Here is a 26,559-nt window from a genome sequence, read left to right as displayed (position 1 = left end):
GCGCAGGAATCCCCGCCTCAGCGGGGATTCCTGCGCCCTCTCAGAGCGTGAACCGAGCCACCAGCTCCCGCAGCTCCGCAGCCACACCCGTGAGGTCGGTGGCGGAGGCGAGCGTGTTCTCCGCACCTTCGCGGGTCTCGGCGGCGGCGGTGGCGACCTGGGTGACGTCGCCGGCGATGCCGTTGGCGCCGGCGGCGGCCTCGGTCACGGAGCGGGCGATCTCGTTGGTGGTCGCGGTCTGCTCCTCGACGGCGGAGGCGATGGTCGACTGGATGTCGTTGATCCGGGCGATCACGTCCGCGATCCGGCTGATCGCGGACACGGCACCCTGGGTGTCGCTCTGGATCGCCTCGATCTTCTTGCCGATCTCCTCGGTGGCCTTGGCGGTCTCCTTGGCGAGCTCCTTGACCTCGTTGGCGACGACCGCGAAGCCCTTGCCGGCGTCACCGGCCCGGGCGGCCTCGATGGTGGCGTTGAGGGCGAGCAGGTTGGTCTGCTGGGCGATCGAGGTGATCACCTTGATGACCTGGCCGATCTCGGCGCTGGACTCGCCCAGCGACGCGACGGTGCCCTGCGCCTCGGAGGCCACGGTGACGGCATCGGTGGCGACGGTGGCCGCCTCCGTGGCGTTCTTCGCGATCTCGCGGATGGAGGCGGTCATCTCCTCGGCCGCGGTGGCGACGGTCTGGATCGACGCCGACACCTGCACCGACGCGCTCGACGCGGACGCCGCCCGGTCGGACGTCATCGTGGCCCCCTCGCCCATCCCCTCGGCCAGCGACGTGAGCTGACCGGCGGCCGCGGCGAGTGTCTCCGCCGTACCCCCGATGTTGGTCATGCTGGACCGCAGGGTGGTGAGCAGCGAACGCAGGCCCTCGGCCACGCGACCGACGGCGTCGTCGCCCTCGATGTCGAGCTCGCGCGTCAGGTCGCCGGCCGCCGCAGCGGAGACGACATCGAGAATCTGCTCGACCTTGGCGGTCAGTACGGCGGCAGCCTCGCGGTCGGCGGCCTCCCGGTTGATCCGCGACAGGGCCTGGGAGACCAGGCGACCGACGTTGCGCAGGGCCTCGAGGCGCTGCGGGCTCGGGTCGAGGGTCTCGGTGGCGAAGAAGTCCATCGTCGCGACGACCTCGCCGTCGATGATGATCGGGAAGCAGACACCCGACTTGACCCCGACCTGCTGGGCGACCGGTGCGCGCACGCAGTCGGTCATCTCGCCGATGTCGCGGGTGAAGAACAGGTCGCGCTGCGCCCAGGCCCGGCCGGACAGGCCGACGCCCTCAGCGAACGACGCCTGCAGCGTGACGCGGCGGAACTCCGGGCCGGCGTCGCCGGACTCGCGGTCGAACTTGAGGGTCCGGTCCGCCGGGTCGACCTTCCAGTACGACCCGTAGGCCCAGCCGAACTCGTTGCGCACGGTGTCGAGAGCCGTCTGTACGGCGGCCTCGACGTCCGTGGCCGCAGACAGCGTGGAGAGCACCTTGTTGACGGCGGTCGTGTCCGTCTCCGCCTCGACACGCAGGCGTTCGGTGCGGAGCCGGTCGGTGATGACCTCCCAGGTCGCCATCGCGCCGATGTAGTTGCCCTGCTCGTCGGTGATCGCACTGACGAGGAGGTCGAGGGTCTCGTCGCCCACCTTGATGTCGGCGCGGCGCGGCAGGTGCTCGGCGGTGGCGAGCAGGCCGCGTTGGTAGGAGGGGTTCTTGTGGAAGATGTCGAGGCTCGAGCCGACGACCTCGTCGGCGCGCACGGGCAGCACGTGCTCGAGGCCGCGCAGGGTCCGCAGCGAGGCCGGGTTCATGTAGCGGATGACGAAGTCCAGGTCCGCGAACATCATGTTCGTCGGGCTGTTCTCCATCATCGACAGTGCGAACGTCGATGCACCGCTGACCGACTCGGTCTTCTGCGGGCTGGTCTTCGACGAGGTCGTCTTCGACACCTTCTCGGCAGCCTTCTCGGCGGGATGCGTGCCGTTCACCGGCACGTCAAGGATCTCGGTCACGGGGTTCCTCCGGGGTTGTCGGGCGTGGTCGAGACGTCGACCGCGCGATCTGCGTCGAGGACGAGCAGGATGGCGTCGGCCAGCGGGAGGACCCCGCGGTCCTTGCACACGAGGTCCTGCACCTTCCTGGGCATGTTTGCTGGCGCCGGCTGGCCGTTCACGCCGGCGGTGTCGATCACGTCCCCGATGTCGTCGACGAGGAGACTGACCACCTCGCCGCGACTGCGGACGATCACGTTCATGGGGAGCTGGTCGCCCTCGCGGGGCGGCAGCCCGAGGCGGACCCGCAGGTCGACCGCGGTCACGATCTGGCCACGCAGGTTGATCAACCCGGTGACGGCCGCATCGGCGCGCGGTACGGGCGTCATCGGCTGGTGCCGCAACACCTCCTGGACCTCGTCGACGGCGACACCGAAGAACAGGTCAGCAACCCAGAAGGTGCAGTACTGCTCGGCGGTCCGCACCGTCGGGGTGACAGCGACGGCGCTCATGCGGGCACCCCCGACTGGGCCACGACGGCGGCCAGGTCGACCAGGTCGGTGACCCGGTCCTGGACGACGGCGCTGCCGGTCACGCCGTGACGGCGACCGACGTGGCTGGAGACGATCGCGACGTCGACGACGTCGAGCACCCGGTCGATCACGATGCCGACCGATCCGCCCGCGGCATCCGGGGTCTCGTGGACGACGACACTGATCTGCTCCTGGCGGTCGCTGGTGTCCGCCAGACCGATCGCGGTGGCGAGCCGGACCAGCGGCAGGATCCCGTCGCGGTACTGCACGACCTCGGTCACGCCGCTGCGTTCGATCCGGTCCTGTGCGAACTCCTCGAGGCGCGAGACCGCCGCCAGCGGCAACGCCGCCCGGCGTCCGTCGGACACCTCGAGCACCAGCAACGCCGTACGGTCGTCGGCCGCGACAGCGCGGCTGTCGGTCGTGTCGTGCTGCGCGACACCCACGCCGGCGGTGACCGCCGTACCGGGGACGTCGAGGATCAGGGCGACCCGTCCGTCGCCCATGATCGTGGCGCCGGCGTACATCGCGAGGCCCTTCAGCTGGCGGCCGATCGGCTTGACGACGATCTCCTGGGTGTCGAACACGGTCGAGACGCAGAGACCGAAGCGCACGTCGTCGGACTGGAGTACGACGACCGTGAGTGACTCGGCGTCGGGAACCGGGCCGCCGAGGATCCCGGCCAGCGGCACCAGGGGCAGCAGCTTGCCGCGGAGCCGGAGCACCGGGGCACCGGCGAGGTCCTCGACCTGGCGCCGCAGGTCGTCGCCCTCGATCCGGACCAGCTCGACCAGGTTGGCCTGCGGGATGGCGTACCGCTCCTCGCCCTCCCCGACGACCAGCGCGGGGATGATGGCCAGGGTCAGCGGGATCCGGACGCGTGTGGTGGTGCCGCGACCGATCTCGGACGTGACGTCGACGCTGCCGCCGATGCGCTCGATGTTGGTGCGGACGACGTCCATCCCGACGCCGCGACCGGAGATGTTGGAGACCGCGGCCGCGGTGGAGAAGCCGGGCCGGAAGATCAGGCCGAGCACCTCGCGGGCGTCCATCCGGGACAGCTGGTCCCGGGTGACGACACCACGCTCCAGGGCCACCGCGGCGATCCGCTCGGGGTCGATGCCCTTGCCGTCGTCGGTGATCTCCACGACCACCTGGCCGGACTCGTGATAGGCGCGCAGGCTCAGGGTGCCCTTGGCCGGCTTGCCGGCGGCGAGCCGGTCCTCGGGCCGTTCGATGCCGTGGTCGAGGGAGTTGCGGACCAGGTGCGTGAGCGGGTCCTTCACCGCCTCGAGCAGGCTGCGGTCCAGCTCGGTCTCGTGGCCGTCCATCACCAGCTCGACCTCACGGCCGAGCTGGTGGGACAGGTCGCGGACGACGCGCGGCAGCTTCGACCAGACCTGGCCGATCGGCTGCATGCGGGTCTTCATCACCGATTCCTGCAGCTCGCTGGCCACGAGGTCGAGGCGCTGGCTGGCGCGGGCCAGCTCGATGTCCTCGGCTCCGCCGGCCCGTTGCAGGATCTGGTTGCGGGTCAGCACGAGCTCGCCGACCAGGTCGACGAGGTCGTCGAGCAGGTCGATGTCGACCCGCACCGATGCTTCGACAGCCGTACGGCGATCAATGCCGTCCCAGGCAGCCTCGGGCGCAGCCACCTCTTCGGAGACCGTTCCCTCCGGCGGAGCTGCGGTGGATGCCGCCGGGGACACGTCCGGCTCCACCACAGCTCCGCCGATCTCGGACACCTCGTCGACAGGGGAGAGTTCGTCGACTGCAGGTGTCTCACTGGAGGCCGTCGTTGGGAGGCCGGCCTCCAGCAGGCCTTCGATGACCGTCACCAGCGGCAGGACGTCGACCGCAGGGTCGGTGTCCTTGCCGGTGCGCTCAATGACGTCCAGGAGGGCGCGGACCGTGTCCACCATGGACAGCAACGCCTCGGTGATCGCCGGGGTCATCACGGCGTCGCCGTCGCGCAGCCGCGACAGCAGGGTCTCCCCCACGTGCGTCAGCTGCTCGAGGCGGTTGAACGCCAGGAAGCCGCTCGTGCCCTTGATCGTGTGGATCGTGCGGAAGATGCTCGAGAGCCGCTCCCGTGAATCGGGCTGCTGCTCGAGCTCGACCAGGTCGCGGTCGAGCTGATCGAGGTTCTCGTGAGACTCCACGAGGAACTCCGCAATGATCTCTGCGTCGTCGTCCATTGTCCCTCCCTTCACGCGGCCCATCGGCTGCGTGGGTGGGGGGATGAGGGGCGAAACGGGAGTTGGGACCTAGTCCCAGCAGGGGCGACCGGACGGTCAGCGGCGGGTGCGCAGCGCCTCGGTCAAGGAGGCAACGGCGGCTTCCGGCGGCGAAGCCGCCTCCGTGTTCGCGTCGGCCACCTCGGCCAGCAGCTCGGCGCGGTGGATCGCGACCGAGCGCGGCGCGTCGATGCCCAGGCGGATGACGTCGCCGCGGACCTCGAGCACGGTGACGGTCACCGCGTCGGGTGAGCCCGCCCCGATGACAACGCTTTCACCGACGCGACGAGAGAGAACCAGCACGGCTGTGAGGCTACCGGTTCAGGCGACGAGCGGTGCGGTGATCGAGAGGTCGTGGTCGTCGAGCACGACCTGGCTCGCGCGGCGGGTGACGGTGTTGATCACCAGCGGCGCGCGCAGGTTGACCGTGGTGTCGGCCAGCGTCGCGCCGGCACGGACGACGAGCAGCACGATCACGTCGCCGGCGTTGCCGGACGACAGGCCCAGCTCGCCCGCGACGTCGTCGGCGAGCTCCGGCGCATAGTCCGGGAAGAAGGGGGCCGGCGGGATGACCACGAACTGCAGGCCCTCGCTGTCGAGCGACCGGAAGCCGTGCAGCACCCCGTCGTCGTCCAGCTGCACGAGAGCGAAGCGGCCGTCGTCCGGGAAGCCCGGCATCGGGTGGACCAGCTCGATCACCGGGACGTCGCCCTCGGTCGCAGCCCTCTGTGTCATGGCGCCCATCATCGCAGGAAGTCGAGCAGGCTCGGCTGCATCACGCGCGACGTCGCGGCGAGGGAGGCCTGGTAGGCGACCTCCTGCAGCTTCAGGTCCACGGTGGTCGCGGCGAGGTCGGCGTTCTCGATCATGCTCAGCTGGTTCTCGAGCGACATCCCGGCATCGGACGCCGTCAGGTCGGCCTGCTCGATCCGCTGGAACCGGGCGCCGGCCGCCGTCCGCGCACTGGTGATCGTGTCGAGACGCGCGTTGAGGGTGTTGATCGACGCGCTGATGCCGGCCTGGTCGCCGGCGCGCAGGGCGGTCGACAACGCCTCGAGCTCGGCGAAGGCCGACGTCGCGCCGTCGCCGAAGACGTCGGGGCCGTTGGAGTCGACCTTCACCTGGACGCCGCTGGCGATCCGGCGGTTCACGTCGCCGACGGTGCCGACATAGGTGCCGGTGGCGTCGTACGCCACGGAGCCGGCGGTGACGCCACCGAAGACCGGGCTGTCGAGGTACGTCGTGTTGGCCTGCGAGAGCAGGCTCTGGCGCAGGCCGTCGACCTCGATCGCCAGGGCCTCGCGGGACACCGGACCGGCAGCCGCGGCGTTCGCACCCTGGAGGGCGAGATCGCGGGCGCGGCGGACCGTGGAGGTCGTCGAGTCCAGCGCCGTGTCGATCTGGGTGAGCCAGCCGATGCCGTCCTGGGCGTTGCGGGTGTACTGCGCCTGGTCGGCCATCGAGCTGCGCAGCCGCATCGCGGCCGTCGTACCCGTGGGGTTGTCGGAGGGGCGGTTGATGACCCGCCCGGTCGACAGCTGCTCCTGCACCTTCGCCAGCCGGCCGAGGCCCTGCTGGAGGTTGCTCAGCGAGCCCTCGGTCAGCATCCGCTGGGTCACGCGTCCGATGCTCATCGTCCCACCAGTCCGGTCCGGTTGATCAGGGTGTCGAGCACCTCGTCGAGGGTCGTCAGCAGACGGGCCGCTGCCTCGTAGGCGCGTTGCGCGGTCACCATGTTCACCGTCTCCTCGTCGAGGTTGACGCCGGCCTGCTGCTCCCAGGAGTTGTCGAGGGAGCCGGCCAGCGCGGTCTGGTTGGCGGTCTGTCGCTGCAGCGCCGCCACCTGGGTGCCGAAGCCGTTCACGAGCCGCTGGTAGGCGCCGGTGTTGTCGCCGGCGGTGCTGAGTGCGTCGGCGTTGTTGCCGTCGCGGCCGCCGCCGGTGATCGAGGACGCCGCCACCAGGGCGGGATCGGTGATCGCGACCTGCAGGCTGGCCGCACCGACGAGCGGGTCGTAGGAGAAGAAGGCACCGCCGGGCGCGCCCGCGGCGTCGTACCCCAGTGCGTGCTGGGCGTTCACGCCCGCGGCCAGGTCGGCCGCGATCGCGTCCAGTCCGGCGCGGTACGACGGCAGGTTCGTCGTGAGGATGTCGGTCACCGCGCCCAGCTCTCCGCCGGGCCCGGCCGCACCCGTCGGGAGCGTCGTGCTGCCCCAGTTGGCATCGACGCGGAACGTGATCGGGAGACCGTCCGCCGCGCCGGTCGGTGTGACCCCCGAGGCGACGACGAAGGTGCCTGCCTCGCGGCCCGACACGAGCGCCTCGCCACCGATGCTGACGTCGAACTGTCCGTCCGGTCGCACGGTGGTGACGGCGCCGCCGAGCTCGGCGAGCCGCAGCGCGAGCTGGTCGCGGCGATCGCGCAGGGTGCCGGCGTCCGTACCGTTCTGCTCCGTCACGAGGATGGCCTGGTTGAGCTCGGCGAGACCTGCGGCAGCGGTGTTGATCTCGCTGACGACGTTGGTGAGGTGGACCCGCTGGTCGGCCTCCTCGCCGGTGATGTTGCTGACCTGGATCCGCAGCGCCTGCGCCAGCGTCTCCGCACGGCCGAGCACCTGCTGGCGGGCGGCGTCGCCGCCGGGGTTCAGGGCGAGGTCCTGCCAGCCGTTGCGGAAGTCGAGCATCGCGGCGTACACGCCGTTGGGGCCGGGCTCGCCGATGCCCTCCTCGACGCGGGCCAGGACGGCCTGGCTGGACTCGAGGTAGGACAGGGCCGCGTGCTCGCGGCGGACCCGGGTGTCGAGCAGCGGGTCCACCAGGCGGCGTACCTCGCCGACGGCGACTCCCTCGCCGTGGCCGTCGTAGCGCGACCAGAGGGCCGGGGCTGCGCTGCTGATCGACTCGCCCACGACCCGGCGTCGTACGAAGCCGTCGGTCGAGGCGTTCGAGATGTTGTTGCCGGCGACGTCGAGCGCCACCTGGTTGTAGCGCAGGGCCGACAGCGCCGTGCTGATGGAACCGAAGGAGCCGACCATGTCACAGGCTCCTGTCCAGCAACCTGCTGCGTCGTGCCTCCACCACCGCGGTGCCGGTCGGGCTGTAGCTCTCCGTGCCGGTGCCGCCGATGGCGAGCAGCGTCTCGCGTGCCGACCGGTAGCCGGCGGTGATCAGTCCCCTGGCCTCCTCGGAGGTCTCCGAGATCTCGCGCGCCAGGTTGATCATCGTGTCGCGGTGGTCGAGCAGGATGCCGCGCCACGGGTCGTCACAGGCATCGGCGAGCGCGGCCAGTGCCGGGTTCGGGGACATGCCGACCGACGCGGCGGCCTCGTCGGCGGCGGTCGCCCGCAGCACCTCGGTGGCGCGGAGGTCCTCGAGGACCTCCTCGATCTCGCGGGTGACGTTGACCAGCCAGCGGGTGCGGCCGGTCGCCAGCACCATCCGCTCGATGTCGAGCTTGTAGGCCAGGGTCTCCAGCAGCTCACGCTCGCGCCACAGGACCTGCGACAACCTGTCCATGCCGATCATGTCGACCATTTCCCGAACCTTTCCGTCCGCCCCGAGATGCGGGTGCTGTTGATCCGTCCCATCGCCCATCGGGCCCGGAACCTGAGCGGTTGGACCGGCCGGGTCCTTGCGCGGCGTCACAAGTGACCAGACCCACCCGGGACCCCTGTCCTGTATTGCCCGGCCAATAGGCCACTCGGAACCGAAATTGCTGCGCCACGCCGTGCGCACCCCGGAATGTCGTCTACGTGAACGAGTACGACGGCACCGTCGCCAACGAGACGGACGAACTGATCACCAGCCACATGGCCCTGGTCGGCCACATCGTGCGCGAGACCATGGGCCGCGTGCCGTCGCACGTCAACCGCGACGACCTCACGTCCGCCGGTCTCACTGCCCTCGTCCTCGCCGGGCGGGCCTTCGACGCCGCCCGCGGCGTCCCCTTCGACCGGTACGCCGCCACCCGGATCCGCGGCGCCCTGCTCGACGAGCTCCGCTCGGTCGACTGGGCCTCGCGCTCGGTCCGCCGTCGCGCGCGCGACCTCACCGAGACCCGCAGCCGCCTGGCCGGCCTGCTCGGCCGTACGCCGACCGCCGCCGAGGTCGCGCAGTCCACCGGCATGACCGTCGACGAGGTCGCCGCCAACGACGAGGACGTCGCCCGGGCGCAGGTGCTGTCCCTCCAGGGCTCGACCACCACCCCGATCGAGGAGCTGTTGCCCACCCGCTCCCCCTCGCCGGAGGACCTGCTCGAGCACGCCGAGAAGCTGACCTACCTGCGCGAGGCGATCGCCGAGCTGCCTGATCGCCTTCGCGTCGTGGTGGAGGACTACTTCTTCGCCGAGCGCCCCATGGCCGACATCGCCGCCGAGCTCGGCGTCACCGACTCACGGATCTCGCAGATGCGCGCCGAAGCACTCACCCTGCTCCGCGACGCCCTGAACCACGCGCTCGAGCCCACCCTGGTGAAGACGCCCGGCAAGAACGGTGGTGTCGCCCAGCGGCGCCGCGAGTCCTACTTCGCCGCCGTCGCCTCGCGCCACGCCGAGAGCGGGCGCCGCGGGATCACCATCGCGCTCGACGCCGTGGGCTGAGAACCCGTGGGCTAGAGAAATAGTCCGCAAAATCCCTTGGCCCGGCCGCCGCTCGGCCGATCACCACCTCGAAGGGCGACCACGGACGGTCACCCGGAACATCTGACCTAATCCAGGAGGGAACCATCATGGGTCTTCGCATCAACCAGAACATCGAGGCGACCAACGCGTACCGCAACCTGTCGGTGACGCAGAGCCAGCTCTCGAAGTCGATGGAGAAGCTGTCGTCCGGCTTCCGTATCAACCGCGCTGCCGACGACGCCGCCGGCCTCGCCATCTCCGAGGGCCTGCGCTCCCAGGTCGGTGGCCTCAAGGTCGCCGTCCGCAACGCCCAGGACGGCGTCTCCGTCGCCCAGACGGCAGAAGGTGCGCTGACCGAGGTCCACTCCATGCTGCAGCGCATGAACGACCTCTCGGTGCAGTACAACAACGGCACGCAGAACACCGACTCGCAGGCAGCCCTGCAGGGCGAGTTCGACGCGCTGAACACGGAGATCACCAGGATCAAGGACAACACCAAGTTCAACGGTGTCGACCTCTTCGGTGGCGCCGCGCTCACCTTCCAGGTCGGCTTCGACAACGCGGACACGATCGACATCGACGCCACCGCTCTCGCCGACTTCACCGCCGGCGCCGCTGTGGCTGCGATCGACATCACCGACAGCAACACCCTGCAGGCGGCCATCACCGAGGTCTCCACGCAGCGTGCCGAGCTCGGTGCCGTGCAGAACCGGTTCGAGCACACCATCAACAACGTGAACGTCGCGATCGAGAACCTCTCGGCTTCCGAGTCCCGGATCCGCGACACCGACATGGCGCAGGAAATGATGAGCCTCACCCGCTCGCAGATCCTGTCCCAGGCCGGCACGGCCATGCTCGCCCAGGCCAACTCGGCCCCCAACGGCGTGCTGCAGCTGCTCCGCGGCTGATCATCTGAACCGTCGGGAGCCCGCTCCTGACACACAGCACCAACCGCGTGCCGGTGGGGCCACCGGGCCCCACCGGCACGCGGGTTTTTCCACGAGATCGGAGGGATGACCATGGCAGCGACCAGCAGCATCGGCGGCCTCGCCAGCGGCCTGGACACCGCAAGCATCATCAGCCAGCTGATGGCTCTCGAGGCGCTGCCGCAGACCAAGCTCAAGACGCAGGTCACCACCGAGCAGAGCAAGGTCACCGCGCTGCAGAAGCTGAACACCGCGCTCCAGGCGCTGGGCACCTCCGCCGAGAGCATGCGCACCGGCACCACCGGCTCGTGGACCTCCCTGGCCGCCACCTCCACCAACACCGGTGTCCGCGTCGCGGCCACCACCTCGGCGACGGCGGGGGCCTTCACGGTGAGCGTCGGCCAGACCGCCCTGAGCCACCAGGTCGCCTTCACTGACGCCCACGCGAAGACCGATGTCGTCACCGGTGCCACGACCAGCGTGCTGCTGAAGCGGGCAGGCGAGCCCGACCTCCAGATCGACACGGCCGGCGGAACGCTCGAGCAGCTCGCCGCCGCGATCAACGGTGCCGACGCGGGCGTCCGCGCGACGCTCGTGCGCACCGGCACCGCGGGTGGTGTCGACCAGTACCGGCTGCTCGTGGAGTCCTCGACCACCGGCGCCGACCAGGCCTTCGACCTGACCGATTCGACGGGCGCCGCCCTGCTGGGTGGCGCGACCGTCCGCGGAGGTCGCGACGCCAGCATCGACATCGGCGGCATCACGGCGACCTCGAGCACCAACACCTTCACCGACGTCGTACCCGGCGTCACCGTCACGCTCGCCCCGAACGCCAGCGGCACCGCCGAGGTCGAGGTCAGCCGCGACGCGGCCGGCGCCGCTGCCTCGGTGAAGTCGTTCGTCGAGGGCATCAATGCCGTCCTGGGCCAGATCGCTGGCGTGACGTCCACAAGCACCACCGCGAAGGGCGTCCTCGCCGGGGACAGCGCCCTGCGTCGCGTCGCAGGCGCCCTGCAGGAGGCGATGTATCCGGCCGACGGCACGTCGATGGCCAAGTACGGCATCCAGGTCGACCGCTACGGCAAGCTCACCTTCGACGCCGAGAAGTTCACCGCGTCGTACAAGGACGACCCGATCGCCGCCGCCGCTGCCTTCACCGGACCCACCGGATTCACGGCCCGGATCGAGGCGGTCACCAAGGCCGCGAGCGACAAGTACGACGGCTCGGTGACCACGGCGATCACCAGCCACGGCACGGCCATCAGTCGCCTCAACGAGAACATCTCCCGCTGGGACGACCGCCTCGAGCTGCGCCGCTCCTCCCTGGAGCGGCAGTACACCGCGCTGGAGACCGCGCTCTCCCAGATGCAGGCCCAATCCAGCTGGCTCTCCAGCCAGCTGGCGTCACTGACCGCGTCAAGCGAGTGAGGAATCACCGATGAACGCCCTGACCGCCCATGCGGCCTACCAGTCCAACGCCGTCTCGACCGCGTCGCCCGCACGCCTGCTGGTGATGCTGCTGGAACGACTGGTCCTCGACATCGAACGTGGCCACGGCGCCCAGCAGCAGGGCGACTGGGAGAGCGCGCACAAGCACCTGGTGCATGCCCAGGACATCGTGCTGGAGCTGGAGTCGAGCCTGCAGGTCGACAAGATGAAGGGCGGCCCCGAGCTGGCTGCGCTCTACGCCTACCTGCGCAACCAGCTGGTGCTGGCGAACATCCGCCGCGACGCCGCGACGTCGACCGAGGCGCTCGGCCTCGCCCGCCAGCTGTGCGACACGTGGCGAGAAGCGGCGATGGCGGCGGCGATCCAGTGAGCACGCCACCGAACGGCCCGCGTCGCCCGGTCACCTGGCGCGAGGCGCTCGACCGCCTCGAGGCGCACGCCGACCACGCGGAGCGGATGCTCCAGGGTCGCCGCGCCCTCGACCAGGCTCCGTGGCAGCCGCCGACGGACCTCGGCCCGATCCCCGACGAGTTCCTGCCCCGCGCGCGGGTGTTGCTGGAACGCCAGCAGCGACTGATGTCGGCCATCCCGGCGATGCTCTCCGACACGCGTCAGCAGCAACGACTGACCGACCGGGTCAGCGACGCGACCGCCACCCGGTCCGTTCCTGTCTATCTCGACATCACGGCGTGAGCACGATCGGGGTGCCGAACGCGTCCTTGGCCTCGGCTTGGGCGTTCCGTACCAGCTGGTCGCGCATCTACTGACCGAGGCTGCCGTCACGTTGCCGATCACGTTGCCGATCACGTTGGTGGCGTCGATCGCCACCCGGGCGACAGCGGACGTCCGGTCAGGCGGCGCGAGAGCGGCGCACGGTCGCCACGATCCGGTCACCCAGCTGTTCCAGCGGCAGTACGTCGTCGGCGAGGCCGGCGCCCGCAACGGCACCGGGCATCCCCCACACGACCGAGCTCTCCTCGTCCTGGACGAGGATCCGGGCGCCCGCGGCTGCCAGCTGCCGGGCACCGGCAAGGCCGTCGTGCCCCATGCCGGTGAGGACCGTGGCGAGGGCGCCACCGCCGTAGACATCCAGTGCCGAACGGAACAGCACGTCGACCGCGGGGCGGCAGAAGTTCTCCTGGTCGCCCTGGTCGAGCACGGCACGCACCGGGCCGATCCGGCCGACGCAACCGAGTCGGAGATGGAAGTCGCCGGGCGCGATCAGGACCTCGCCGGCACGCACCTCGTCACCGTCGGCGGCTTCGCGCACGGTGAGCGCAGACAGCTTGTCGAGGCGCTGGGCGAGCATCGTCGTGAACACGGGTGGCATGTGCTGCACCACCAGCACGGGCACACCGAGATCGGCGGGGAGGCGTGGCAGCAGGCGGGCAAGTGCGTCGGGCCCACCGGTCGAGCAACCGATGAGCAGCGCGCTGACCGGCTGGGTGGCGTGCGGCTGGTGTTCCCGGCGAACGATGGGGCGCGAGGTGCCGGGCGTGAGCTTCCGCATCCCGGCCAGGGCGCGGATCCGTGGCACCAGCTGGTCGCGGATCGCAGCGATGCCGTCGGCGATCTGTCCGGTGTTGGAGGGCTTGGTGACGTAGTCCGAGGCCCCGCGCGACAACGCATCCAGCGTCGCGGTCGCCCCGCGTTCGGTCAGCGTGGAGAACATGATCACCGGCAACCGGGCGTGCTTCTCACGGATCTGCGTCAGCGCGCCGAGGCCGTCCAGGTTCGGCATCTCGATGTCGAGGGTGACCACGTCGGGCTTGAGCTCGTCGACCATCCGCACGGCTTCCACGCCGTCCCGGGCCACGCCGGCGACCTCGATGTCCGGCGCCTGGCCGAGCGCAGTGGTGACCAGTCGTCGTACCAATGCCGAGTCGTCCACCACGAGCACCCTGATCTGAGTCACGGACCACTCATCGGCCCCACACCGGTGGGCATGAGGCCTCAGGAAGCGGCGATCACCGCCGATGGACGGGTCATGACCACGCCCTCCGCCTTCGCGTCTGTCTCCGCGCTCGTCCGGCGCGAGACGTCGATGGTGTACGACGAGGGCAAGGAGTACCTCGTCGAAGCACGCCTCGCTCCGCTCGCAGCCGCCAAGGGCCTCGACCTGGAGGCGTACGTCGCCAAGCTGGCCTTCGACACCGACGAGCGGCGCAAGGTGATCGACGCGCTCACCATCAACGAGACCAGCTGGTTCCGTGACCACACGCCCTACCAGGCCTTCACCGACGCGATGCTGCCCGACCTGCTGGAACGCCGTTCGACGACCCGGCGGTTGCGGATCTGGAGCGCTGCGTGCTCGAGCGGCCAGGAGGCCTACTCCATCGCGATGCTGCTCGACCAGCACCTGCCCGCCGGGTGGGAGTACGAGATCGTTGCGACCGACATCGCGACCACGATGCTCGAGCGGGTCAAGGCCGGGCGCTACAGCCAGGTCGAGGTCAACCGCGGCCTGCCGGCCACCAGCCTGGTGCGCTACTTCTCCCGCGTCGGTCGCGAGTGGGAGATCGCGCCCCGGTTGCGGGAACGGGTCACCGTGCGCCACCTCAACCTCGCGGCGCCGTACGTCGGCCTCGGGACCTTCGACATGATCTGGCTTCGCAACGTGCTGATCTACTTCGACGCCCCCACCAAGCAGGACATCCTGCGCCGGATGCTGCCGATGCTGTCGCTCGACGGCTACCTGCTGCTCGGGTCCTCGGAGACCACGCTCGACCTCCCCGAGGACCTCGCCGCCGCGTGGCGACGCGAGCCGATCGGCCGGGTGCAGGCGCATCGACGCGCCGGCGCACCCGTCCCCACTGCTGCCCCGACCCCCGACCTGACCATGACAGGAGCCTGATCGTGCGCGCCATGATCATCGACGATTCCCGGGCGATGCGGAGCATCCTGCGCCGCATCGTGTCCGGCCTCGACTTCGAGACCTCCGAGGCCGAACACGGCCAGGACGCCCTCGACCAGCTGCGGTCCGGCCCCGTGCCCGACCTGTGCCTGGTCGACTGGAACATGCCCGTGATGGACGGCTACGCGTTCATCACCGAGGTGCGCGCCAACCCGGCGTGGCGCGACATCACCCTGATGATGGTGACGACCGAGAGCGAGCAGCGCCAGATCGTGCGCGCGCTGGCCGCCGGTGCGCACGAGTACGTCATCAAGCCCTTCACGCCCGACGCGATCGTCGAGAAGCTGGAGCTCCTCGGCCTGCTCCGCGAGGGCGTCACCGCGACCGACGGAGCACTGGCATGAACGTCCTGACCTTCTTCGACCCGTCGTCGGCCGACGTCGATGCGCCCGACATCGAGGACGTGCGCTCGGTGACCGAGGACATGTGGATGGCGCTCCTCGGCGAGGACGAGGCACTCGTCCCCCGGGCCGTCCCGCCCGGCTCCCCCTTCGACGCCGCAGGGGTCTGGTCCGCGACGGTGTCGGTCAGTGGAGGCTGGCAGGGCGTGGTGACCCTGGAGCTCGACGAGCAGGTGGCCCGTCGGGTGACGGCCCGCATGCTGGCCATTCCCACGCCCGACGAGGTGCTCGACGTCGACGTCGCCGACGGCGTCGGGGAGCTGGTCAACATGGTCGGCGGGAGCATCAAGAGCCTGATGCCCGGCCCCAGCGCACTCTCGCTCCCGTCCGTCGCAGCCGGGCGGGCCGCCTTCGCCAGCGACGTCCGGGAGGTCTGTCGCGTCGACGTCGCCTGGCGCGGCGCCCCGGTCCGCGTCTGCGTCCACGTCCCCCAGGGAGCATCCCGATGAAGATCCTGATCGCCGACGACAGCCGCGTGATGCGCCAGATCGTGATCCGCACCCTGCGCCAGGCCGGACACGGCGGCCACGACATCGTCGAGGCCGAGAACGGTCGCCAGGCACTGGAGATGGTGCAGACGGAGGCTCCCGACCTGGTGCTGTCGGACTGGAACATGCCCGAGATGAACGGCATCGACTGCCTCGACGCCCTGCGCGCGTCCGGGTCGACCGTCGCCTTCGGCTTCGTCACCTCCGAGGGGTCCGAGGAGATGCGCCAGCGCGCCGCCTCCGCCGGTGCTGCCTTCCTCATCGCCAAGCCGTTCACCCCGGAGGCGTTCGACGACGCCCTCCGCAGCGTCATCTGAGGAGCCGACGTGGTCGTCCACCTGCCCCAGCCCAAGCAACTGAAGGACCTGCTCGTCGAACTGCTCGGCCGCGACGTCACCCTGAGTCCGGCGACGCCCTTCGCGCCGGCGCCGGACACCGCGGCCTCCGTCGCTGTGTACGTCGACGACCAGCTCCGGATCAGCGCCCTGATCCTGTGCGACCTGGCCTTCTCCGCCCATGCCGGCGCGGCGATCGGGTTGATCCCCGTCGGTGGCGCACAGGCCGCGATCGACGACGGCAAGATCACCGACACGATCACCGAGAACCTCTACGAGGTGCTCAACATCGCGGCGTCGATGTTCAACGTCGCGGGCGCCGATCACCTGCGCCTGCACGCCCTGCACCCGGCCGGCCCCCCGCTCGACCCGCAGCTGCGGATCAGCGCGCTGACCCTGGGTCGCCGCGAGGACCTCACGATCGACATCGCCGGCTACGGCGCGGGGGCCGTGTCCGTCGTACTCCTCTGAGCCTCCGACCTGAGGGCTGATCGAACGGTCGGGATAGTCGGGATCAAGTCCCAGCGCTCGGAACTCAGGTCGTTCAACGCTCAACCGATGAACCCCGTGAGCACGGACTGCTCACGCCCCGCCGAAGGACCGGCACCGACCGCTTCACCACTGCTGACCTGTTCCATCCGTCAGGAGAGGTGCCTCTCGAGGAGAACCTCGTGTCCTTCGCAGCCACCGATGCCGTCGGCTTCGTGTTGCACTCGGCGATCAACGGCCTGTCCACGCGCCAGCAGGTGATCGCCGACAACATCGCGAACGTCGACACCCCCGGGTTCCGGGCCCGCGCCGCCGACTTCGAGTCGGCGCTGTCGCGTGCCATCGAGACCGGCAAGGCCACCTCGTCACAGGGAGTCGGTGTCACGGTGTCCGCCACCGACACACCGGTCGGTGCCAACGGCAACAACGTCGACCTCCGCAAGGAGTCGATCGCAGCCATCCAGACGCAGTACGAGTACGAGGTCATGGGCCGCGCGATCAGCGACCGCCACACGCGCCTCTCGCTGATGTCGGGCGGCAACGGCTGATGGGCGCCTTCGACACCCTGCGCATCGCGAACACCTCGCTCGGTGCCCACCAGGTCTGGCTCGACGCGCTCGCCGGCAACATCGCGAACGCCAACACCGTCAAGGGCACCGACGACGACGCGTTCCAGGCCAGGTACGTCGTCATGGACCCGCGCGCTGACGGCGGCGTGGACGTCGAGGGCTTCGCCCAGTCCAGCGCCGAGGGCCGCCTGGTCCACAACCCGACGCACCCGCTCGCCGACGAGGAGGGCTACGTCCGGATGCCCGACATGGACATGGCCTCGCAGATGAGCCAGCTGGTCATGGCGCAGCGCGGCTACCAGGCCTCCGTACAGGTCACGAAGTCCGCGCAGGACACCTACACCGCAGCCCTGCAGATCGGCCGGTGACGACGATGAGCATCTCCCCGATCAGCTTCCCGCAGATCCCGAACCTGCCCGGCGTCGACGGCATGGCGCCGATCGCGAACGCCGCACCGACCGCCGGCACCGCTGGTGTCGCGGGCCCGACGGGCCCTTCTGGCACCGAGTTCGGCTCGATGGTCCTCGACGGACTGGACAAGCTCGAGGGCCTGACCGACAAGGCCGACAACCTCGCCGTCCAGGCCGCGACCGGGAAGCTCGAGAACATCCACGACTACACGATCGCCGCCAGCGAGGCGTCGGTCGCGAGCCAGATGACGGTTGCGCTCCGCAACAAGGCCGTCGAGGCGTTCAACGAGATCATGCGGATGCAGGTCTGAGGACGTCATCATGCAGCAGAGACTGAACCGCTTCCTGTCGCGTGGCTCCGACGCCTTCGCGTCCTTCACGGCCGGCCAGAAGGCCGTCGCACTCGTCGGCACGGCCGCTCTCCTGATCGCCGCCTTCATGGTGTTCCGCTGGGTGTCGGCGCCGAGCTACTCGCCGCTCTACTCGAACCTGTCGGGCGAGGACGCCAGCGCGGTCATCGAGGAGCTCGACGCGTCGGGCATCCCGTACGAGATCTCCGGCGGCGGCGGCACCATCTCGGTGCCCCGCGCGGACGTCTACAGCACCCGGATCACGCTGTCCGGCAAGGGCCTTCCGACCAGCACCGACGCGGGCTACAGCCTGCTCGACGGCCAGAGCCTCTCGACCTCGGAGTCCCAGGAGCAGACCAACTTCAAGCGCGCGATGGAGGGCGAGCTCAGCAAGACGATCGAGGCCATCGACGGCGTCGACACCGCGGTGGTCCACCTGGCGCTGCCCGAGAAGCAGGTCTTCAGCGACGAGCAGGACCCGGCCACCGCGTCGGTCCTGATCGACACCGCTGCCGGCATCACGCTCGACGACGAGCAGGTCCAGGCCGTCGTCCACCTCGTCGCGTCCAGCATCGACGGCCTCGACCCGAAGAAGGTCACCGTCGCGGACTCCACCGGCAAGGTGCTCACCAGCGAAGGCACCGAGGCCGGCTCCGGGGCTGCCTCGTCCCGCACCAAGCAGGTGCAGGCCTTCCAGAAGTCCCTGCAGGGTGAGATCCAGGCCGTGCTCGACCGGGTCGTCGGCGTCGGCAACTCCAAGACCGCCGTCACCGCCGACCTCGACTTCGACAAGTCCGTCACCGATTCGCTGAAGTACGACGTCACCGACGGCGCCCCGGCGCTGTCGGAGTCGAAGAGCAGCGAGACCTACTCCGGCGCCGCGGGCGGCACCGACGAGACGGGCGGGGTCGTCGGGCCCGACGGCCAGATGGATCCCGCCGCCGAAGGTGCCGACGGGGACTCGTCGTACAAGAACGGCAGCGAGACGCGGGACAACGCCGTCGACAAGACCGTCGAGCACCGCGAGACGGCACCCGGCTCGGTCAACAGCCTGCACGTCGCCGTGGTCCTCGACGCCACCGCCGCCGCGGCCATCCAGCCCGAGGTCATCAAGGACCTGATCAGCAGCGCCATCGGCATCAAGGCGACCCGCGGCGACACGATCGAGGTCTCCGCACTGCCGTTCGACCGCAGCGCCGACGAGGCCGCGGCCAAGGAGATCGCCGCAGCGCAGAAGGCCGACGCCGCCGAGGCGAAGAACGCACTCCTGCGCAATGTCGGGATCGGTGGTGGCATCGCGCTGATGGTGCTGCTGGCCTGGTTCCAGGCACGGCGCCGGGCCCGCGCACGCGAGGACGCGACGTCGTACGTCGTCGAACAGCTCAAGCTCGACGCCGCCAGCCGGATGCCGCAGATCGACAGCCCGGCCGTCGCCGTCCTCGAGGCAGCGGAGGCCACCGAGGAGGACAGCTTGCGTGAGGACCTGATCGCGCTCGTCGAGAAGCAGCCCGAGGACGTCGCGTCGCTGCTCCGTGGCTGGCTCGTGGAGCCGCGGTCATGACCGCGATGCTCACCAGCGGCAGTGCCGTGACCGGACTGGGCGTCCGCAAGGCCGCCATCCTGCTCATCCAGATGGGCAAGGACCGCGCCGCACAGGTGATGTCGCACCTCAGCGACGCCGAGGTCGAGGGCATCTCCGCCGAGATCGCGCGCCTGGACTCGGTGTCGGCCTCGGAGACCGGACTCGTGCTGTCGGAGTTCCACGACCTCGCGACCGCGCACGCCCACATCACGCAGGGCGGGTTCAACTTCGCCCAGCAGCTGCTGGAGCAGTCGCTCGGTCCGGAGCGGGCCAAGGAGATCATGGAGCGGCTGCACGCCGCCGCCGTCCAGATGCCGTTCCAATTCCTGCACCGCGCGGATCCCGCCCAGCTGCGGGGATTCATCGCCGACGAGCACCCCCAGGTCATCGCGCTGGTGCTCGCCTACATGGCCGCCGACAAGGCGTCCCTGCTGCTCAGCGGACTGCCCGCCCACCAGCAGGCCGTGGTGGCCCACCGGATCGCCGTCATGGACCGCACCTCGCCCGAGATAGTCCGCACCGTCGAGACCATCCTGGAGCGCAAGCTCTCCTCGATGCTGCAGCCCGCCGAGGTCTCGCGGGTCGGTGGCGTGGACCCCCTCGTCAACATCATCAATCGCTCCGACCGGCCCACCGAGCGCCAGATCGTCGAAGGCCTCGAGGGCCTGGACGCGGCGCTGGCGGACGAGGTCAAGAGCCGGATGTTCATGTTCGAGGACATCGTCGGACTCGACGACCGCTCGGTGCAGCAGGTGCTGCGCCAGGTCGACACCGCCGAGCTCGCCCTCGCCCTCAAGGGCGTCAGCGAGTCGGTCCGGGCCAAGATCACCAGCAACCTTTCCGAGCGCGCCGCCGAGAACCTCCTCGACGAGGTCGAGATGCTCGGCGCCGTACGCCTGGCCCAGGTCGAGGAGGCCCAGCAGGGCGTCATCCGGACCATCCGCCAGCTCGAGGAGCAGGGCCAGATCATGGTCCGGCGCGGGAACGACGATGAGTTCGTCGTCTGAGGCCAGTGCTCTGCGAGCTCGCTCGCAGAGCGGGTCGGCCGAAGAGGTTGAGGGCGCGTCCGGCCGAGGAACGAGGCCGGAACCGCGCGTCTCGAAACCTGATCTCGTCCGGCCGGAGCTGCCCGAGCTCCGCGTCGGGCGCTGGACCCGCCTGGGCGGACAGAGCGTGCTCGGCGACTCCATCACCGAGTCGCTGCTGGACGGGATCGCTGCCGAGGCGCGTGATGCCGCGCAGGCGCAGGGGTACGCCGTCGGGTGGGCCGCCGGACGACGGGCAGCTGCCGAGCAGGCGACTGCGGCCGAGCTGGCCCGTGCTGCCCGTGCGGCCGAGGACGAGGCGCGTCGGACCGACGAGCACCGGGCCGCCATCGAGGCACTGGCCCGGGCCGCCGAGCAGGTCAGGGGGCTGCTCGGCGACCTGGCCAGCGCTGTCGAGTCGCAGGCCACCGGCCTGGCGCTCGCGCTGACCGCCGAGATCGTCGGCATCCGGGTCGACGCCATGGCCCCGGCCGACGTGGTCGCCCGCGTGCTGCAGGTACTGCCCGCAGCACCCGTCGGCCGCGTGCGCCTGCACCCCTCCCTGGTCTCCGCCGAGGCCGTCCGGGACCTGGTCGCCCGCGGCCTCGAGGTCGTCCCCGACTCCACCCTCGGCCCCGCCGACGCCCTGGTCGAGTCCACCGACGGTGCGGTCGTCGACCTCCGCATCGACGAGGCCCTGGGCCGGGTCCGCGAGGTGCTGTCATGACGCGCGAGTTGGGGTTTGTCACCCCCGAGTTGGGGCTTGTCACCCCCGAGTTGGGGCTTGTCGACCGCGCTCGTGCGGCTGCCCGCCCGCTGCACCTGGGCACCGTCGCCGAGCTGGTCGGCCTCCACCTCGAAGTCCGGGGCCTGGGTACGGCGGCCGCTGGCGACCTGCTCGAGGTTCGCGCGGCTGCCGGGCCGCTGCTCGTGGAGGTCGTCGCCCTCCGCAACGGCGCGGCCATCTGCCTGCCCCTCGGTCCGACGACCGGGGTCCGCGTCGGCGACCTGGTCCGCTCCACCGGCGGTCCGCTGCAGATCCGGGTCGGCGACGCCCTGCGTGGCCGCGTGCTCGACGGACTCGGCCGACCCGTGGACGACGGCCCGCCGCTGGACCTCGTGTCGGGCCTCGAACTCGTCTCGACCGAGCACACCACCCCGAGCGCCCTGTCCCGGCCGCGCATCACCGAGCCGCTCGGCCTCGGCGTCCGCGCGATGGACGCACTCGTTCCCGTCGGTCGCGGCCAGCGCCTCGGCATCATGGCCGGCTCCGGTGTCGGCAAGTCGTCGTTGCTGTCGATGATCGCCCGCGGTACGGATGCCTCGGTCAACGTGATCGCCCTCGTGGGCGAGCGTGGGCGCGAGGTCCGGGAGTTCATCGAGGCCGACCTCGGCCCGGAGGGCCTCGCCCGTTCGATCGTCGTGGTCGCCACCTCGGACGCACCCGCCGTCGAGCGCCTGCGCGCTGCCTTCACCGCCACCCGGATCGCCGAATGGTTCCGCGACTCCGGCCGCGACGTCCTGCTGATGATGGACTCGCTCACCCGCGTCGCCATGGCGCAGCGCGAGATCGGCCTCTCCGCCGGCGAGCCGCCCGCCACCCGCGGCTACCCGCCCAGCGTCTTCGGCCTGCTGCCCCGCCTCCTCGAGCGCGCCGGCACCGCCAGCAACGGCTCGATCACCGGTCTCTACACGGTTCTCGTCGAGGGCGACGACCTCCAGGACCCGATCGGCGACACCGCCCGCTCCATCCTCGACGGCCACGTGGTGCTGTCCCGCGAGCTCGCGACGTCCGGGCACTTCCCCGCCATCGACGTCCTCGAATCGATCTCGCGGGTGCACCGCACCGTCACCACCCCCGAGCAGCAGGCCGCGGCTGGTCTGTTGCGCCGGATGATGGCCGCCCACCGCGGGGTCAAGGAGCTCGTCGAGATCGGCGCGTACGTCGGCGGGGCCGACCCGTACGCCGACGCGGCCCTCGACCGGCTGCCGCGGATCGAGGAGTTCCTGCGCCAGGACATGGATGACGTCACGCCGACCGCCGAGACCTGGTCCCGACTCAGCGCGCTGGTGGCCTCGTGAGCACCCGCCGCCCGCACAGCCACACTGCCCGCCCAACCCACCCGGAGGACCGCGGACTCGCCGCCGTCGCGCGGGTCCGCGCCGTCCGTGAGACCGACAGCAGGATCGGCCTCACCCAGGTGCTCGCCGAGGAGGCCGCCGTCACCTCCCGGCTCACCGCGCTCCAGGACCAGCTGACCGCGGCTCCCGTCGCCGACCTCGCCACACCCGGCGACCTGATTGCGTACCGCACCGCACTGACCCACCTCGGCGCGCTGATCCAGGAGACCCGCGGCGACGCGGAGACGGCTGCCGTGGTCTCCGCCGAGGCCCGAGCCCGATGGATCAGCGACCGTGCACGGCTCGCCGCTGTCGAGCACCTCCTCGAGCAGCGGGCCACCCGTCGTCGTACCGAAGCAGGCCGGAAGGCGGACCGCGAGGCCGACGACCTGGCTGCCCAGCGCTGGTCGCGCTCCCACGGGGGTGTCGCATGAGCATCGACAACGTCACCGCCCGGATCGGCCAGATCCAGGCGCGGCTCGCGCAGTTCGCCACGGCGCCGACGTCCGCGACCGGCTTCGCGAACCAGCTCACGACCGAGACCGTGACGGCATCGGCCGCTGGCGGGACGCCGACCGATGCTGCCGGCGTCGGTGGCGACGACGTGGTCGCCGAGGCGAGGAAGTACCTCGGTCTCCCCTACGTCTGGGGTGGCACCAACCCCGAGAAGGGGATGGACTGCTCCGGCCTCGTGAAGGTCGTCTACCGCAACCTGGGCTACGACCTGCCGCGCGTGTCCAACCAGCAGGCGCAGGCGGGTCGGCCCGTCGCGAGCATGGCGGACGCGAAGCCCGGTGACCTGATCGCGTGGGACAACTCCAGTCGCAACAACGGCGTCGACCACATCGCGATCTACATCGGCGACGGCAAGATGATCGAGGCCCCGCGCACCGGGCTGGACATCCGCATCGTCGACGTACCGTCCACGCCCGACGTGATCCGCCGGATCCTCCCGGACGGCGCTTCCGCCGCGAACACGCCGGCGCGTGGTGCCGCCGCGAGGGTGTCGGAGGGGACGCCGTACGCCGGCCTGATCAATGCCGCAGCGGCCCGGACCGGCGTCCCCGGCGAACTCCTCGCCGCGGTCGCCAAGCAGGAGTCCGGCTTCAACCCCAGGGCCGTCAGCCCGGCCGGCGCGCAGGGGCTGATGCAGCTGATGCCCGGCACCGCCCGCGGCCTCGGCGTGGAGAACCCGTTCGACCCGGCCCAGGCCATCGACGGCGCCGCCCGCCTGCTGAGGTCCCTGATCGACCGGTTCGGCCAGACCGACCTGGCGCTCGCGGCGTACAACGCCGGGCCGGGTGCCGTGGCCCGGTACGACGGTGTTCCGCCGTACCGCGAGACCCAGAACTACGTCCGCAACGTGATGGCGATGGTGAACGACTGATGAGCATTGCGCCCTTCCTGCCCGGCCTCCTGGCCCCTGCCCCTGTCGAGGTGGGTACGACGACCGGGACTCCGAGTGGCCAGCCCGGTGACGCGCAGCCCGGTGCCGAGGGCGAGGTGGCGTTCATGGACGCGCTCGCCGCGGCGCTCGCCGTACAGGCCCCGGCGACGCCGGTGGCCGTGGCACCCGCGGCACCCGCGGCACCTGCGGCACCCGTGGCGGACGCATCGGCACCGCCCGAACCTGTTGTGCCCGCCACCCCGATCGCCGAGTTGGGGTTTGTCACGCCCGAGTTGGGGTTTGTCACGCCCGAGTTGGGGTTTGTCACCGCCGAGTTGGGGTTTGTCACGCCCGAGTTGGGGTTTGTCACCGCCGAGTTGGGGTTTGTCACCCCCGACTTGGGGTTTGTCACCCCCGGCCCGGACGTTCCCACTCCCAGCCCGACACACCCCCTCCCCGGCCACGCCGCATACCCGGGGCCGAGCACCGGCACCTCCGCGACGAACGTTCCGCACGCCCCCGAGCAGGCTGCGCCAGAGGTACCGGTCCGCACCACGGCGCCGGTCGACGTACCCGCAGACCTCCCCAAGGCCCCCGTCGCTCCCCTCGAGCTGTCGACGCTGACCCCCGACTCGACAGCGACAAACACCGACTCGATGGTGACAAACCCCAACTCGGGCGTGACAAACCCCAACTCGGCGGTGACAAACCCCAAGTCGGTGGAGCGGGCGGTCGTGGCGCAGGTGTTCCCGGAGGTGACGAGGCTGGCGAGCAGCGGGAACGGGACGCACCGGATCACGCTGACCCTGCAGCCGGCCCAGCTCGGCGAGGTCCGGGTGACGCTGGTCGTGCGCGACGGCGCGGTACGGGTGCGCATGTCGGGTGAGGCCGGCGACGGAGCGGTACGCCAGGCACTCGCCACCGGTGCCCCCGAGCTCCAGCGGATGCTCGAACGAGCGGGGGCCACCGAAGCCCGGGTCCTGGTTCGCGACGTCAACGCCGCTCCCCAGCTGGGCATGCCCACCCCCGCCGCACGCAACGACCTCAGCCAGGCCTGGAGCGGACAGCCCGACCAGCAGCATTCGAGCCAGTCGAGCCAGTCCGGCCAGTCCGGCGAGTCCGGCCACCCCGGCCAGTCCCAGCGCGACACCCACCCCGGCCGACCCGGCCACCCCCTCGAGCAGGCAGGACGTCGCGCGGCACCCGCGGACGTCGTACCCACCTCGACCCCGACCCCCGGTCGCCTCGACCGGAACCTGTGAGGAGGCACCATGTCGATCGGCGCAACCGAAGGCGTGACGTACGGCGTCACGTCCGGAGCAAAGAGCACCGCCCCGACCAACAGCTTCGGTGACCAGAAGGTCTTCCTGGAGCTGATGGTCGCGCAGATGCGCTACCAGGATCCGCTCAACCCGGCCGATTCCAGCGAGTTCATGGCGCAGACCGCGCAGTTCACCGCGCTGGAGAAGATGCAGGCCGTCGCCGACCAGACGGCGATGCTGCTGAGCACGCAGCTCGCCTTCGGCGCGAGCTCGATGATCGGCCAGACCGTCCGTTGGTACGACGCCAGCGGGGCCGAGCTCAGCGGCACGGTCCAGGGCACCACCTATCTGTCGACCGGGCCGATGCTGAGCGTCGACGGGCACCAGGTGGCCATCACCGACGTCGTCAGCGTCGGGGAGGCGCCGACCATCACCGCGCCGCCACCGAGCGGCACGACGGGTACACCCAGCGGCACGCCCGCCTGACCCGCCTGACCACCAACCTCTTGCAGCACTGACGCACCATCCGAGAAGGAGAACCACCATGCTTCGCTCGCTCTTCGCCGGCATCTCCGGCCTTCGCACCAACCAGACCATGCTCGACATCACCGGCAACAACATCGCCAACGCCAACACCACCGGCTTCAAGGCCAGCACCACCGTCTTCTCCGACACGTTGAGCCAGATGCTGACGGCGGCCTCGGGCGGCAACGCCGAGCGCGGCGGCACCAACCCGATCCAGATCGGGCTCGGCGTGCAGCTCGCGGCGACCACGACCAACTTCGGCCAGGGCTCGGCGCAGATGACCGGGCGCCCCACCGACCTGATGCTCCAGGGCGACGGATTCTTCGTGACCCGCGACGGCGCCGAGAACGTCTACACCCGTGCCGGTGCGTTCACGTTCGACCAGACCGGCACGCTGGTCACGCCCACGGGCATGCGCGTGCAGGGCTACGCCCTCGACGGTGCCGGCCTGCCCACCGGTGGCCTGATCGACATCGACCTGAACTCGATCCCGCTGCCGCCGGGCGTCGAGCTGACGTCGTACTCCATCGCGGCCGACGGCAAGGTCCGCGGCGTCTACTCCGACGGGGTGCAGCGCGACATCGCCCAGCTGGCCGTCGCCGACTTCAACAACCCGATGGGCCTGGAGCGGATCGGCGACACGTCGTTCCGCGAGTCCGCGAACTCCGGCCCCGTCGAGCTCGCCACCGCGGGCCAGGGCCAGCGCGGCCAGATCATGGCCGGTGCACTGGAGATGTCGAACGTCGACCTGTCCGCCGAGTTCACCAACCTGATCCTCGCCCAGCGTGGCTTCCAGGCCAGCTCGCGGGTCATCACCACCAGCGACCAGGTCCTCGAAGAGCTCGTCAACATCAAGCGCTGAGGCCGACTCGCGGGGTAGTCCCGGGTCAAAAGCACCGTGAATCGGCGTGTCGCGGTGCTTTTGGTCAGGGACTACCCCACCCGGCCGATGAA

The 26,559-nt window shown here is 70.6% G+C and carries 31 protein-coding genes; 22 read left to right on the top strand and 9 right to left on the bottom strand.

Features of this window, described 5'->3' with window-relative positions:
- Positions 1–40 precede the first annotated feature (40 nt).
- From ACOACQ_RS07010 to flgN, 8 genes are all read right to left on the bottom strand, one after another.
- Complete coding sequence (locus tag ACOACQ_RS07010; protein ID WP_420287966.1) at positions 41–2,005, bottom strand: methyl-accepting chemotaxis protein; 1,965 nt, start codon at positions 2,003–2,005, stop codon at positions 41–43.
- Positions 2,002–2,496: a chemotaxis protein CheW gene (locus ACOACQ_RS07005; RefSeq protein ID WP_378603989.1), complete on the bottom strand. Its 495-nt coding sequence runs from the start codon at positions 2,494–2,496 to the stop codon at positions 2,002–2,004. Before ACOACQ_RS07005 ends, ACOACQ_RS07010 begins: the two co-directional genes overlap by 4 nt.
- Positions 2,493–4,715, bottom strand: coding sequence for a chemotaxis protein CheA (locus ACOACQ_RS07000; RefSeq protein ID WP_378603986.1), 2,223 nt, complete (start codon positions 4,713–4,715; stop codon positions 2,493–2,495). The genes ACOACQ_RS07005 and ACOACQ_RS07000 overlap by 4 nt, the downstream gene beginning before the upstream one ends.
- Before the next feature lie 96 nt (positions 4,716–4,811).
- A complete protein-coding gene (csrA, locus tag ACOACQ_RS06995) occupies positions 4,812–5,057 on the bottom strand; it encodes a carbon storage regulator CsrA (protein ID WP_378603983.1) in 246 nt (81 codons plus the stop codon).
- A gap of 18 nt (positions 5,058–5,075) precedes the next feature.
- Positions 5,076–5,489 carry a flagellar assembly protein FliW gene (gene fliW / locus ACOACQ_RS06990; protein ID WP_378603980.1) on the bottom strand — a complete coding sequence of 138 codons (414 nt, stop codon included), beginning with the start codon at positions 5,487–5,489 and terminating at the stop codon, positions 5,076–5,078.
- Positions 5,490–5,497: 8 nt separating this feature from the next.
- Complete coding sequence (gene flgL / locus ACOACQ_RS06985) at positions 5,498–6,388, bottom strand: flagellar hook-associated protein FlgL (protein ID WP_420287965.1); 891 nt, start codon at positions 6,386–6,388, stop codon at positions 5,498–5,500.
- A complete protein-coding gene (flgK, locus tag ACOACQ_RS06980) occupies positions 6,385–7,788 on the bottom strand; it encodes a flagellar hook-associated protein FlgK (protein WP_420287964.1) in 1,404 nt (467 codons plus the stop codon). Before flgK ends, flgL begins: the two co-directional genes overlap by 4 nt.
- Position 7,789: 1 nt before the next feature.
- Entirely contained in the window at positions 7,790–8,287 is a 498-nt protein-coding gene (gene flgN, locus ACOACQ_RS06975; RefSeq protein WP_420287963.1) for a flagellar export chaperone FlgN, read from the bottom strand.
- Positions 8,288–8,505: 218 nt separating this feature from the next.
- Here flgN and ACOACQ_RS06970 point away from each other — a divergent pair, with 218 nt between their 5' ends.
- From ACOACQ_RS06970 to ACOACQ_RS06950, 5 genes are all read left to right on the top strand, one after another.
- Positions 8,506–9,351, top strand: coding sequence for a sigma-70 family RNA polymerase sigma factor (locus tag ACOACQ_RS06970; RefSeq protein ID WP_378603965.1), 846 nt, complete (start codon positions 8,506–8,508; stop codon positions 9,349–9,351).
- A 128-nt stretch (positions 9,352–9,479) separates the two neighbouring features.
- The gene (locus tag ACOACQ_RS06965; RefSeq protein WP_420287962.1) at positions 9,480–10,280 is read left to right on the top strand and encodes a flagellin; all 801 of its coding nucleotides are present in this window, start codon (positions 9,480–9,482) and stop codon (positions 10,278–10,280) included.
- Between the two features lie 111 nt (positions 10,281–10,391).
- On the top strand, positions 10,392–11,726 hold the full coding sequence (gene fliD / locus ACOACQ_RS06960; RefSeq protein ID WP_420287961.1) for a flagellar filament capping protein FliD: 1,335 nt from the start codon (positions 10,392–10,394) through the stop codon (positions 11,724–11,726).
- Between the two features lie 10 nt (positions 11,727–11,736).
- On the top strand, positions 11,737–12,117 hold the full coding sequence (gene fliS, locus ACOACQ_RS06955) for a flagellar export chaperone FliS (protein WP_378603950.1): 381 nt from the start codon (positions 11,737–11,739) through the stop codon (positions 12,115–12,117).
- Positions 12,114–12,440 (top strand): hypothetical protein, encoded by a 327-nt coding sequence (locus ACOACQ_RS06950; RefSeq protein WP_378603947.1) that lies wholly within the window; start codon positions 12,114–12,116, stop codon positions 12,438–12,440. The genes fliS and ACOACQ_RS06950 overlap by 4 nt, the downstream gene beginning before the upstream one ends.
- Positions 12,441–12,597: 157 nt before the next feature.
- Here the strand turns inward: ACOACQ_RS06950 and ACOACQ_RS06945 are convergent, their stop codons facing one another.
- Positions 12,598–13,662: a protein-glutamate methylesterase/protein-glutamine glutaminase gene (locus tag ACOACQ_RS06945; RefSeq protein WP_420287960.1), complete on the bottom strand. Its 1,065-nt coding sequence runs from the start codon at positions 13,660–13,662 to the stop codon at positions 12,598–12,600.
- 72 nt (positions 13,663–13,734) lie between these two features.
- Here ACOACQ_RS06945 and ACOACQ_RS06940 point away from each other — a divergent pair, with 72 nt between their 5' ends.
- The 17 genes from ACOACQ_RS06940 to ACOACQ_RS06860 all read left to right on the top strand — a co-directional run bounded on the left by ACOACQ_RS06940 (position 13,735) and on the right by ACOACQ_RS06860 (position 26,467).
- Positions 13,735–14,601: a CheR family methyltransferase gene (locus tag ACOACQ_RS06940; protein ID WP_378603938.1), complete on the top strand. Its 867-nt coding sequence runs from the start codon at positions 13,735–13,737 to the stop codon at positions 14,599–14,601.
- Between the two features lie 11 nt (positions 14,602–14,612).
- Positions 14,613–15,005, top strand: a complete 393-nt coding sequence (locus ACOACQ_RS06935) for a response regulator (protein ID WP_378604004.1) — start codon at positions 14,613–14,615, stop codon at positions 15,003–15,005.
- On the top strand, positions 15,002–15,511 hold the full coding sequence (locus ACOACQ_RS06930) for a chemotaxis protein CheX (protein WP_420287959.1): 510 nt from the start codon (positions 15,002–15,004) through the stop codon (positions 15,509–15,511). The genes ACOACQ_RS06935 and ACOACQ_RS06930 overlap by 4 nt, the downstream gene beginning before the upstream one ends.
- Positions 15,508–15,867, top strand: coding sequence for a response regulator (locus ACOACQ_RS06925; RefSeq protein ID WP_378603929.1), 360 nt, complete (start codon positions 15,508–15,510; stop codon positions 15,865–15,867). Before ACOACQ_RS06930 ends, ACOACQ_RS06925 begins: the two co-directional genes overlap by 4 nt.
- Positions 15,868–15,876: 9 nt before the next feature.
- Entirely contained in the window at positions 15,877–16,356 is a 480-nt protein-coding gene (locus ACOACQ_RS06920; RefSeq protein WP_378603926.1) for a hypothetical protein, read from the top strand.
- Positions 16,357–16,556: 200 nt separating this feature from the next.
- Complete coding sequence (gene flgB, locus ACOACQ_RS06915) at positions 16,557–16,922, top strand: flagellar basal body rod protein FlgB (RefSeq protein WP_420287958.1); 366 nt, start codon at positions 16,557–16,559, stop codon at positions 16,920–16,922.
- Positions 16,922–17,311 (top strand): flagellar basal body rod protein FlgC, encoded by a 390-nt coding sequence (locus tag ACOACQ_RS06910; RefSeq protein WP_378603920.1) that lies wholly within the window; start codon positions 16,922–16,924, stop codon positions 17,309–17,311. Before flgB ends, ACOACQ_RS06910 begins: the two co-directional genes overlap by 1 nt.
- A gap of 5 nt (positions 17,312–17,316) precedes the next feature.
- A complete protein-coding gene (gene fliE / locus ACOACQ_RS06905; protein WP_420287957.1) occupies positions 17,317–17,664 on the top strand; it encodes a flagellar hook-basal body complex protein FliE in 348 nt (115 codons plus the stop codon).
- Between the two features lie 10 nt (positions 17,665–17,674).
- Positions 17,675–19,264, top strand: a complete 1,590-nt coding sequence (fliF, locus tag ACOACQ_RS06900) for a flagellar basal-body MS-ring/collar protein FliF (protein ID WP_420287956.1) — start codon at positions 17,675–17,677, stop codon at positions 19,262–19,264.
- The gene (gene fliG, locus ACOACQ_RS06895; RefSeq protein WP_378603912.1) at positions 19,261–20,292 is read left to right on the top strand and encodes a flagellar motor switch protein FliG; all 1,032 of its coding nucleotides are present in this window, start codon (positions 19,261–19,263) and stop codon (positions 20,290–20,292) included. Before fliF ends, fliG begins: the two co-directional genes overlap by 4 nt.
- The gene (locus ACOACQ_RS06890) at positions 20,276–21,037 is read left to right on the top strand and encodes a hypothetical protein (protein ID WP_420287955.1); all 762 of its coding nucleotides are present in this window, start codon (positions 20,276–20,278) and stop codon (positions 21,035–21,037) included. The genes fliG and ACOACQ_RS06890 overlap by 17 nt, the downstream gene beginning before the upstream one ends.
- Positions 21,034–22,392: a FliI/YscN family ATPase gene (locus ACOACQ_RS06885; RefSeq protein ID WP_420287954.1), complete on the top strand. Its 1,359-nt coding sequence runs from the start codon at positions 21,034–21,036 to the stop codon at positions 22,390–22,392. Before ACOACQ_RS06890 ends, ACOACQ_RS06885 begins: the two co-directional genes overlap by 4 nt.
- Positions 22,389–22,865 (top strand): flagellar export protein FliJ, encoded by a 477-nt coding sequence (locus tag ACOACQ_RS06880; RefSeq protein WP_420287953.1) that lies wholly within the window; start codon positions 22,389–22,391, stop codon positions 22,863–22,865. The genes ACOACQ_RS06885 and ACOACQ_RS06880 overlap by 4 nt, the downstream gene beginning before the upstream one ends.
- Entirely contained in the window at positions 22,862–23,818 is a 957-nt protein-coding gene (locus tag ACOACQ_RS06875) for a transglycosylase SLT domain-containing protein (protein ID WP_420287952.1), read from the top strand. The genes ACOACQ_RS06880 and ACOACQ_RS06875 overlap by 4 nt, the downstream gene beginning before the upstream one ends.
- Positions 23,818–25,080, top strand: coding sequence for a flagellar hook-length control protein FliK (locus ACOACQ_RS06870; protein ID WP_420287951.1), 1,263 nt, complete (start codon positions 23,818–23,820; stop codon positions 25,078–25,080). Before ACOACQ_RS06875 ends, ACOACQ_RS06870 begins: the two co-directional genes overlap by 1 nt.
- A gap of 9 nt (positions 25,081–25,089) precedes the next feature.
- Positions 25,090–25,566 carry a flagellar hook capping FlgD N-terminal domain-containing protein gene (locus ACOACQ_RS06865; protein WP_378606197.1) on the top strand — a complete coding sequence of 159 codons (477 nt, stop codon included), beginning with the start codon at positions 25,090–25,092 and terminating at the stop codon, positions 25,564–25,566.
- 58 nt (positions 25,567–25,624) lie between these two features.
- Positions 25,625–26,467, top strand: coding sequence for a flagellar hook-basal body complex protein (locus ACOACQ_RS06860; protein ID WP_378606194.1), 843 nt, complete (start codon positions 25,625–25,627; stop codon positions 26,465–26,467).
- Positions 26,468–26,559: the final 92 nt, after the last annotated feature.

This window comes from Nocardioides sp. CPCC 206347 (assembly GCF_048654605.1).
GTDB lineage: Bacteria > Actinomycetota > Actinomycetes > Propionibacteriales > Nocardioidaceae > Nocardioides.
This window is presented reverse-complemented; position numbering and strand designations above follow the sequence as displayed.